The sequence below is a fragment of the Streptomyces sp. NPDC087270 genome (assembly GCF_044744625.1).
Lineage (GTDB): Bacteria > Actinomycetota > Actinomycetes > Streptomycetales > Streptomycetaceae > Actinacidiphila.
Map to the genome: position 1 here is coordinate 1 of NZ_JBIUYR010000042.1, position 9,909 is coordinate 9,909.

The 9,909-nt window shown below is 69.9% G+C and carries 7 protein-coding genes and 1 tRNA gene; 6 read left to right on the forward strand and 2 right to left on the reverse strand.

What is annotated here, in order from left to right:
- Window positions 1–209: 209 nt before the first annotated feature.
- Together ACIPAE_RS39655 and ACIPAE_RS39660 are read right to left on the reverse strand one after the other, a co-directional pair.
- Window positions 210–785: a TerD family protein gene (locus ACIPAE_RS39655; protein ID WP_329366930.1), complete on the reverse strand. Its 576-nt coding sequence runs from the start codon at window positions 783–785 to the stop codon at window positions 210–212.
- 401 nt (window positions 786–1,186) lie between these two features.
- Window positions 1,187–1,270, reverse strand: a tRNA-Leu gene (locus tag ACIPAE_RS39660).
- Between the two features lie 405 nt (window positions 1,271–1,675).
- Here ACIPAE_RS39660 and ACIPAE_RS39665 point away from each other — a divergent pair.
- The 6 genes from ACIPAE_RS39665 (at window position 1,676) to pknB (ending at window position 9,763) form a co-directional block, all read left to right on the forward strand.
- The gene (locus ACIPAE_RS39665) at window positions 1,676–2,587 is read left to right on the forward strand and encodes a DUF3662 and FHA domain-containing protein (RefSeq protein WP_329366943.1); all 912 of its coding nucleotides are present in this window, start codon (window positions 1,676–1,678) and stop codon (window positions 2,585–2,587) included.
- 10 nt (window positions 2,588–2,597) lie between these two features.
- The gene (locus ACIPAE_RS39670) at window positions 2,598–3,113 is read left to right on the forward strand and encodes an FHA domain-containing protein (RefSeq protein ID WP_328466701.1); all 516 of its coding nucleotides are present in this window, start codon (window positions 2,598–2,600) and stop codon (window positions 3,111–3,113) included.
- Between the two features lie 57 nt (window positions 3,114–3,170).
- Window positions 3,171–4,709 (forward strand): Stp1/IreP family PP2C-type Ser/Thr phosphatase, encoded by a 1,539-nt coding sequence (locus ACIPAE_RS39675; protein ID WP_329374127.1) that lies wholly within the window; start codon window positions 3,171–3,173, stop codon window positions 4,707–4,709.
- A 37-nt stretch (window positions 4,710–4,746) separates the two neighbouring features.
- Window positions 4,747–6,144, forward strand: a complete 1,398-nt coding sequence (locus ACIPAE_RS39680; protein WP_328466699.1) for an FtsW/RodA/SpoVE family cell cycle protein — start codon at window positions 4,747–4,749, stop codon at window positions 6,142–6,144.
- Window positions 6,141–7,601 (forward strand): penicillin-binding protein 2, encoded by a 1,461-nt coding sequence (locus ACIPAE_RS39685; protein ID WP_329366947.1) that lies wholly within the window; start codon window positions 6,141–6,143, stop codon window positions 7,599–7,601. The genes ACIPAE_RS39680 and ACIPAE_RS39685 overlap by 4 nt, the downstream gene beginning before the upstream one ends.
- A gap of 173 nt (window positions 7,602–7,774) precedes the next feature.
- On the forward strand, window positions 7,775–9,763 hold the full coding sequence (pknB, locus tag ACIPAE_RS39690) for a Stk1 family PASTA domain-containing Ser/Thr kinase (protein ID WP_329366949.1): 1,989 nt from the start codon (window positions 7,775–7,777) through the stop codon (window positions 9,761–9,763).
- Window positions 9,764–9,909 lie beyond the last annotated feature (146 nt).

The following is a 9,909-nucleotide window of genomic DNA, read 5'->3' on the forward strand; positions in this document are numbered from 1 at the left end:
CGGCGGGCCGGGGGGCGCCGGCGCCGCGGCGGCCCGGGGGGGCCCGCGCGGCGCCCCGGGCCCCGGGGCGGCGCGGCCCGCCCCCCCCCCCCCCCCCCCCCCCCCCCCCCCACCCCGCGATCTGCTTCTGCCGGACCGCTGGAGCGGTGGCCGGTGGGACCTCGTGAAGTCCCCGCCGGGAACCCGTCAGTCCCTCGGCACCAGCCTCGTCAGAGGTTGACGCCGAAGTCCTGGGCGATGCCGCGCAGGCCCGAGGCGTACCCCTGGCCCACCGCGCGGAACTTCCACTCCGCACCGTTCCGGTACAGCTCACCGAAGACCATCGCGGTCTCGGTGGAGGCGTCCTCGGTGAGGTCGTAGCGGGCGATCTCCGCGCCGCCCGCCTGGTTCACCACGCGGATGAACGCGTTGCGCACCTGGCCGAAGCTCTGCTGCCGGGTCTCGCCCTCGTAGATCGAGACCGGGAAGACGACCTTGTCCACCTCGGCCGGAACGGTGGCGAGATTGACCTTGATCGACTCGTCGTCGCCCTCGCCCTCACCGGTGAGGTTGTCGCCGGTGTGCTCGACGGAGCCGTCCGGGCTCTTGAGGTTGTTGAAGAAGACGAAGTGCTTGTCCGACACGACCTTGCCGGAGGCGTCGAGCAGCAGCGCACTCGCGTCGAGGTCGAAGTCGCTGCCGGTGGTGGTCCTTACGTCCCACCCCAGGCCGACGGTGACCGCCGTGAGTCCGGGGGCCTCCTTCGTCAGCGAGACATTGCCGCCCTTGGAGAGGCTGACACCCATGCTGGATCTCCCTGCTCGGTTCGGCGCGGGCCGCGCCGCTTGACGATTGCTTTGCCCAATCCGTCCAACGGACACCACCCTGCACGGGTTCCCGCCCCGGTGCCACCGATGCGTCCGACAGGGCTCCGCCTCCGGCCGCGTTCCGCACCGGCCCCCACCACGCCGCCCGCTGCCACCGGGCCGACGGCCGGCGGGACGGAGGTGCGGGGCCGGACCGCCCGGACGCGCCCGGAGGTACGGGGCGGATGGTCACTTGGACTCGCCCGAGAGGAGCCATGGCCGAACGCCTGTGATCACGCTCACCCGGAGCCGGTGACGGCAGCGGGCCGCGGCGGCGGATCGCCCCGGCACAACGCGAGACGGTCGGCATCGTGATCACGATGCCGACCGTCTCGTCTGTGTGCGCGAGGGGGGAGTTGAACCCCCACGCCCTTTCGGGCACTGGAACCTGAATCCAGCGCGTCTGCCTATTCCGCCACCCGCGCATGGGTGTTGTCGTTGGGATTCTCACACTGCCCTGGACCTGTAGGTCTTGGTGGTGCGGGAGCCCCGTCCGACATGCAGAAGATTAGCACGGCGCGTGCGGTGCAATCACATCCGTTTCGGGGCGCCCGGTGGTGGCACACGCCCGGAGGGAAGGCGGTGTGGTGGAGCCCGCCGGTGCGGGACACTGGGGACACTGGTGGGTACGGCCGGAACCCCGGACCGCGTACAGCCGCCCCATCTACCATCGCAGTGGGTAGGAGGACGGCAGGCGCGGCACGGTGTGAGGGTTGACACTGACCACCCGAGCAAGATCGGGGAACCGCCGGTTTTTCCCACGCGTGGATACGATCAGTAAGCAGTATCGGAAACGAGCCGACGGACGATCCGGAGGAGGGAGGTGCCCGGTGGGTGTGCTGAAGCGTTTCGAGCAGCGACTTGAGGGCATGGTGAACGGCACCTTCGCCAAGGTCTTCAAGAGCGAGGTGCAGCCCGTGGAGATCGCGGGCGCGCTGCAGCGTGAGTGCGACAACAACGCGACGATCTGGAACCGCGACCGCACCGTGGTGCCCAACGACTTCATCGTCGAACTGAGCGCCCCCGACTACGAACGGCTGAGCCCGTACGCGGTCCAACTCGGCGACGAGCTCGCCGGGATGGTCAAGGACTACGCCAAGCAGCAGCGCTACACGTTCATGGGCACCATCAAGGTGCACCTGGAGCGGGCCGACGACCTGGACACCGGGCTGTACCGGGTGCGCAGCCGCACCCTGGCGTCCAGCGAGTCCCAGCACGCGCAGGCGCCGCAGGGCCACCAGCCGCCCGCCGGCCGGCCGCAGCCGTCTTACCAGCAGCCGCCCGCCCCGCAGCCGTACCCGCCGCAGCAGCCGCGGCCGGCCCGGCCCGCCCCCGACCGGCACGGCCCGCCGCAGCGCCCGGCCGGCCCGCCGCCGATGCCCGCCGCGCCGCCGCCGGGCGGCGCCGCCCCGGTGACCCGGCTGCCCGGCACCGGCGTACCGGCCGGCTCCCCCGCGGCCGCCACCCGGCGCTGGGTGGAGATCAACGGCACCCGCCACCAGATCTCCCGCGCCACCCTCGTGCTCGGCCGTTCCACCGAGGCCGACGTGCGCGTGGACGACCCGGGCGTATCGCGCAAGCACTGCGAAATCCGGGTCGGCACCCCCTCCGTCGTACAGGACCTCGGGTCGACAAACGGCATCGTGGTGGACGGACAGCACACCCAGCGCGCTACGCTCCGCGACGGCTCCCGCATTGTCGTGGGGAGCACCACCATCGTGTACAGGCAAGCCGAAGGGTGAAGCGGGGGCAATGTCAGAGCTGACCCTGACGGTCATGCGGTTGGGTTTCCTCGCCGTGCTGTGGCTGTTCGTCATCGTCGCGGTCCAGGTCATCCGGAGCGACCTGTTCGGGACCCGGGTGACCCAGCGCGGCGCGCGCCGGGCCGACGACCGGTCCCGCCCGCCGCAGCAGCGCCAGCAGCAGGTGCAGCAGCCCCGCCAGCAGCCGCAGAACAACCGCCAGCGACGCGGCGCCCCCACCAAACTGGTGGTCGCCGAGGGTTCGCTGGCCGGCACCACAGTGGCACTCCAGGGCCAGACCATCACCCTGGGCCGAGCGCATGACTCGACGATTGTGCTCGATGACGACTACGCGTCCAGCAGGCATGCCAGGATCTACCCGGACACCGACGGCCAGTGGATCGTCGAGGACCTGGGTTCCACCAACGGCACCTATCTGGACCGTAACCGGTTGACCACGCCCACCCCGGTCCCGCTGGGCGCGCCGATCCGCATCGGCAAGACCGTCATCGAGCTGCGGAAGTAGTCGCACAATGGGGCAGCGAAGCCACGACGCGCGAGCGAGAGGGTGGGCAGCGTGCGGATGTACCCGGAACCGACGGGGGAGGTACGCATGTCATTGAGCCTGCGTTTCGCCGCCGGTTCACACAAGGGCATGATCCGCGAGGGGAACGAGGACTCCGGCTACGCCGGCCCCCGTCTGCTCGCGATCGCCGACGGCATGGGCGGCCAGGCCGCCGGCGAAGTCGCCTCCTCCGAGGTGATCTCCTCCATCGTCACGCTCGACGACGACATCCCCGGCTCGGACATCCTCACCTCCCTCGGCACCGCCGTGCAGCGGGCCAACGACCAGTTGCTGCACATGGTCGAGGAGGACCCGCAACTGGAGGGCATGGGCACCACGCTCACCGCCCTGCTGTGGACCGGGCAGCGGCTCGGCCTGGTGCATGTCGGCGACTCCCGCGCGTACCTGCTGCGGGACGGCGTCCTCACCCAGATCACCCAGGACCACACCTGGGTGCAGCGGCTGGTGGACGAGGGCCGGATCACCGAGGAAGAGGCCACCACCCACCCGCAGCGCTCGCTGCTGATGCGCGCGCTCGGCAGCGGCGAGCGGGTCGAACCCGACCTGTCCATCCGCGAGGTGCGGGTCGGCGACCGCTACCTGATCTGCTCGGACGGCCTGTCCGGGGTGGTCAGCCATCAGACGATGGAGGACACCCTCGGCGGCTACCAGGCCCCGCACGAGACCGTGCAGGAGCTGATCCAGCTCGCCCTGCGCGGCGGCGGCCCCGACAACATCACCTGCATCGTCGCGGACGTGCTGGACACCGACGACGGCGACACCCAGGCCGCCCAGCTCAACGACACCCCGGTGGTGGTCGGCGCGGTCGCCGAACACCAGTCGCAGCCCAACGACCCGCGGCACCTGGACACCCCGGCCGGCCGCGCCTCCGAGCTGGGCCGCACCCCGCACCAGGCCGGCCCGTCCGGCGCGTTCGGGCCGCCCGGCAGCGGCGACCCGGTGCCCGGCGCCCCGCTCGGCGCCTTCGGCGGCTACGACGAGGCCGACCTCGACAAGCCCGCCGCGCGCAAGTGGCCCAAGCGCAGCCTGATCACCCTGGTGGTGCTGGCCGTGGTGGCCGGCGGCCTGTACGCGGCGTACTCCTGGACCCAGACCCAGTACTACGTGGGCGCCAAGGGCGACCACGTCGCGGTCTACCAGGGCATCGACCAGAAGCTCGTCGGGCTCAGCCTGTCCAAGGTGCACCACGACCGCGCGGACATCCCGCTGAAGTACCTGCCGTCGTACCAGCGCAAGCAGGTGCAGGACACCATCGCCACCAGCAGCCTCGGGCAGGCGAACGACAAGGCCGACGAACTCGCCCAGCAGGCGGGGGTGTGCAAGAAGGTCGCCGACGCCCAGAGCGTGGCCGACAAGGCGAAGAACGCCGCGAAGAACGCGGAGAACTCGGTCGGCTCCGGCGGTGCCGCCGGCAACTCCGAAGGCAAGCAGCAGGGCGGGAAGAAGGTCACCACCACCCCGACCCCCGCTCCCGGTCCGACGCTGACGCCCGACGAGAAGAAGCTGGCCGGGCAGTGCAGCACGGACCAGCAGTAGTGCCGGTACGGAAAGCAGCAGGAAGGTTCGGCTCGTCATGAGCGCCAGCAACACCACGACGATCACGTCGATCGGCGCGCCCAACCGCCGCAACACCGAACTGGCCATGCTGCTCTTCGCAGTGGCGATCCCCGTCTTCGCCTACGCCGACGCCGGGCTCGCCAAGCACGGCTCGGTGCCCGCGAGCCTGGCGGAGTACGGCCTCGGCCTGGGCTGCATCGCGGGCATAGCGCACCTGCTCGTGCGGAAGTTCGCGCCCTACGCCGACCCGCTGATGCTGCCGATCGCGACCCTCCTCAACGGCCTCGGCCTGGTACTCATCTGGCGGCTGGACCAGGAACCCTCCATCACCACCGCCCAGCTCGGCGGCCCGATGGCCCCCAAGCAGCTGATGTGGTCGGCGCTGGGAGTGGCGCTCTTCGCCATCGTCCTGGTCTTCCTCAAGGACCACCGCATCCTGCAGCGGTACACCTACATCTCGATGATCGTCGCGCTCGCCCTGCTGATCGCGCCGATCTTCTTCCCGGCGGTCTACGGCGCCCGGATCTGGATCACCATCCCCGGTGTCGGCTCGCTCCAGCCGGGCGAGTTCGCCAAGATCGTGATCGCGGTCTTCTTCGCCGGCTACCTGATGGTCAAGCGCGACGCCCTCGCGCTCGCCTCCCGCCGCTTCATGGGCCTGTACCTGCCGCGCGGCCGCGACCTCGGCCCGATCCTGGTGATCTGGGCGCTCAGCCTGATGATCCTGGTCTTCGAGACCGACCTGGGCACCTCGCTGCTCTTCTTCGGCCTCTTCGTGATCATGCTCTACGTGGCCACCGAGCGGACCAGCTGGATCGTCTTCGGCCTGCTGCTCAGCGCGGGCGGCGCCGTCGTGGTCGGCTCCACCGAGGCGCACGTCAAGGTCCGCGTCCAGGAGTGGCTGCACCCGCTCGCCCTCCAGAACGGCGGCGTCACCGAGACCGCCCAGTCCCGTTACGCCTTCGGCTCCGGCGGCCTGTTCGGCTCCGGCCTCGGCGAGGGCTACAGCCGGCTGATCGGCGGCATCGCCCCGAAGAGCGACTACATCCTCGCCACCGTCGGCGAGGAACTGGGCCTGGCCGGCGTGATGGCCATCCTGCTGCTGTACGGGCTGCTGATCGAGCGCGGCCTGCGCACCGCGCTGGCCGCCCGCGACCCGTTCGGCAAGCTGCTCGCGGTCGGCCTGTCCGGCGGCTTCGCGCTCCAGGTCTTCGTGGTCGCCGGCGGCGTCACCGGGCTCATCCCGCTGACCGGTATGACCATGCCGTTCCTCGCCCAGGGCGGCTCCTCGGTGATCGCCAACTGGGCGCTGGTCGCGCTGCTGCTGAGAATCAGCGACACCGCCCGGCGCCCGGCGCCGAGCCCAGCCCCCTCTCCCGATGCCGAAGCGACCCAGGTGGTGCGCAGCCAGTGAACAAGCCCCTGCGACGGGTCGCGGTCTTCTGCGGCCTCCTCGTCCTCGCCCTGCTCGCGCGCGTGAACTACGTGCAGTACGTCCAGGCCGGCCAGCTCTCCAGCGACCCGCACAACCGGCGGGTGGCGATCAACCAGTTCGCCCAGCCGCGCGGCGACATCATCGTGGACGGCAAGGCCATCACCGGGCACACCACGACCACCGGCAGCGACTTCAAGTACAAGCAGACCTTCACCGACGGCCCGATGTGGGCGCCGGTGACCGGGTACGCCTCGCAGGCGTACAGCACCACCATGCTGGAGGGCGTGGAGGACAAGTTCCTCACCGGCGACGACGACCGGCTCTTCTTCAACCGCACCGTCGACCTGCTCACCGGCAAGCAGAAGCAGGGCGGCAACGTGGTGACCACGCTGAACGCCAAGGCGCAGGCCGCCGCGTACAACGGGCTCGGCAAGAAGAAGGGCGCCGTGGTGGCGCTCGACCCGCGCACCGGCGCGATCCTCGCGATGGCCAGCACCCCGTCGTACGACCCCGGCTCCTTCGCGGGCAACTCGCTGACCGACGAGAAGAACTGGAACGCGGTCGCAAAGAAGAACGACCCGAACGACCCGACGCTGAACCGGGCGCTGCGCCAGACCTACCCGCCCGGCTCGACGTTCAAGCTGGTCACCGCGGCCGCGGCGCTGCAGAACGGCAAGGTCAGCGACATCGACAAGGACACGAACTCCCCGGACCCGTACATCCTGCCGGGCACCACCACCCCGCTGCCGAACGAGGGCAACATCCCCTGCAAGAACGCGTCCCTGCGCAAGGCGCTGAGGTACTCGTGCAACAGCGTCTTCGGCAAGCTCGGCGCCGAGGTGGGGCTCAAGGACATGGTCGACGAGGCCCAGCAGTTCGGCTTCAACAAGGAGCAGTTCGTCCCGGTCCGCGCGGACGCCAGCAACTTCGACACCGAGATGAGCCCCGACCACGTCGCGCAGTCCTCGATCGGCCAGTTCGACACCACGGCCACCCCGCTGCAGATGGCGATGGTCGCCTCCGCGATCGCGAACAACGGCAAGCTGATGCAGCCGTACGAGGTCGACAAGCTGGTCGCGCCGAACCTGAGCACCATCGCGCAGACCAGCCCCAAGCAGATGAGCCAGCCGCTGTCGGCGGAGAACGCGCAGAAGCTCCAGTCCATGATGGAGACCGTCGTCGACTCGGGTACCGGCACCAACGCCAAGATCCCCGGCGTCAAGGTGGGCGGCAAGACCGGTACCGCGCAGCACGGCATCAACAACCAGGGCACGCCGTACGCCTGGTTCGTCTCCTACGCGATGACCGACCAGGGATCGCCGGTCGCCGTGGCGGTCGTGGTCGAGGACGCCGCCGCCAACCACGACGACGTCTCCGGTGGCGGCTTCGCCGCTCCGATCGCCAAGGACGTCATGGAAGCGGTGCTCAACAAGTGAGAGACACGTCACGTCCGGATTGGGTCGCAGCCAGATACCGGTCGGATATCAGCGGACCGCTGAGCCGAATGTGCGCGCCGCGCGCCCGGTAGCGTATCTCCGAGCAGGCGTAGGGCACAGGTTCACATGTCGGGTTGAGCTTGGGACAGCGGGATTGAGGAGAGGGCAGAGCTATGGAAGAGCCGCGTCGCCTCGGCGGCCGGTACGAGCTGGGCTCGGTGCTCGGCCGCGGTGGCATGGCCGAGGTGTACCTCGCCCACGACACGCGCCTCGGCCGTACCGTTGCCGTGAAGACGCTACGGGTGGACCTCGCCCGTGATCCGTCCTTCCAGGCCCGGTTCCGCCGTGAGGCCCAGTCGGCCGCTTCTCTGAACCATCCCTCGATCGTCGCCGTGTACGACACCGGTGAGGACTACGTCGACGGGGTCTCCATCCCGTACATCGTGATGGAGTACGTCGACGGCTCCACCCTGCGCGAGCTGCTGCACTCCGGGCGCAAGCTGCTGCCGGAGCGCTCGCTGGAAATGACCGTCGGCATCCTGCAGGCCCTGGAGTACAGCCACCGGGCCGGCATCGTGCACCGCGACATCAAGCCCGCGAACGTGATGCTGACCCGCACCGGCCAGGTCAAGGTCATGGACTTCGGCATCGCCCGCGCGATGGGCGAGTCCGGCATGACCATGACCCAGACCGCCGCGGTGATCGGCACCGCGCAGTACCTCTCGCCCGAGCAGGCCAAGGGCGAGCAGGTCGACGCGCGCTCCGACCTGTACTCGACGGGTTGCCTGCTGTACGAGCTGCTGACCGTCCGGCCGCCGTTCGTCGGCGACTCGCCGGTCGCGGTGGCGTACCAGCACGTGCGCGAGGAGCCGCAGCCGCCGTCGGTGTACGACCCCGAGGTCACCCCGGCGATGGACGCCATCGTGCTGAAGGCGCTGACCAAGGACCCGGACTACCGCTACCAGTCGGCCGACGAGATGCGGGCCGACGTGGAGGCGGCGCTGGACGGCCAGCCGGTCGGCGCCACCGCCATGATGGGCGCGGCCGGCTACGGCTACCCGCACCAGTACGGCGACACGGCGGCCACCACCGCGATGCCGCCGCAGACCGACCCGCAGACCTCGATGCTGCCGCCGGCCCGCGACGACGACGGCGGCTACGGCTACGAGGACCGCCCGGACCGGCGGCGCCAGAAGAAGTCCAGCAACACCTCCACGGTGCTGCTGGTCGTGGCCGCGGTGCTGGTGCTGATCGGCGCGATCTTCCTCGGCAAGTCGCTGTTCGGCGGGCACGCCCAGAACGGCGGCACCGTGCCGGACTTCACCAACATCTCGATGACCGACGCGCAGGCCAAGGCGGACAACGTCGGCATCAAGCTGGTCAAGGGCCCGGCGGTCTTCTGCCCGAACGTCGACAAGAACCTGGTCTGCCAGCAGGACCCGAAGGCCGACTCCGAGATCCCGTCGGACAAGACGGTCACCGTCAACCTGTCGAAGGGCTCCGCACCGATCGCGGTGCCGGATGTGACCAACGACAAGTTCGACGACGCGAACACCGAGCTGACCAAGCAGGGCTTCCAGGTCGAGCAGAAGACCCAGACGTCCACCACCGTGGACGCCGGCACCGTCCTCAGCCAGAACCCGAAGGGCGGCACCAAGGTCGCCAAGGGCTCGACGATCACCCTGACCGTCGCGGTGCAGCCGAAGAAGGTCACCCCGACCAACGTCAAGGGCGACACCTACGACCAGGCGGTCAGCGCGCTCAAGGCGCAGGGCTTCACGAACATCACCCGGGGCACCGACCAGCCGTCCGACGAGACGCCCCAGGGCAGCGTCATCAGCCAGACACCCGATCCGAACGCGGGCGAGCAGTCGCTGGACACCGCGATCGTGCTGACCGTCTCCTCGGGACCGCAGCAGAGCCAGCAGCCGCCGGCGACCATGCCGGGCGACCTGGCGGGCAAGACCGTCGGTCAGGCCAAGCAGGAACTCCAGGCGCTGAACCTGAACCTGCAGATCACCGCGGTCGACATGACGGGCAACCAGGCCGACGACAACGCCAAGGTCTTCCAGGTCGACCCGGGGGCGGGCACCCAGCTCCAGGAGGGGCAGCCGGTGACCCTCACCGCGGTGGGCGGAGGCAACGGCTTCGGCGGCCACTGAGAACGGCGCCGGCAAGCACGGCGAACGACGACGCAGGGCCCGCAGGCTTCCCCTTGGGTTCAAGGGGTCGTCGCAACACCACTTGTTTCAGGTGGTGAGTAGATCACGTAGACGCTCGGCTGGGGTATCCCAGTCGAGCGTCTTGC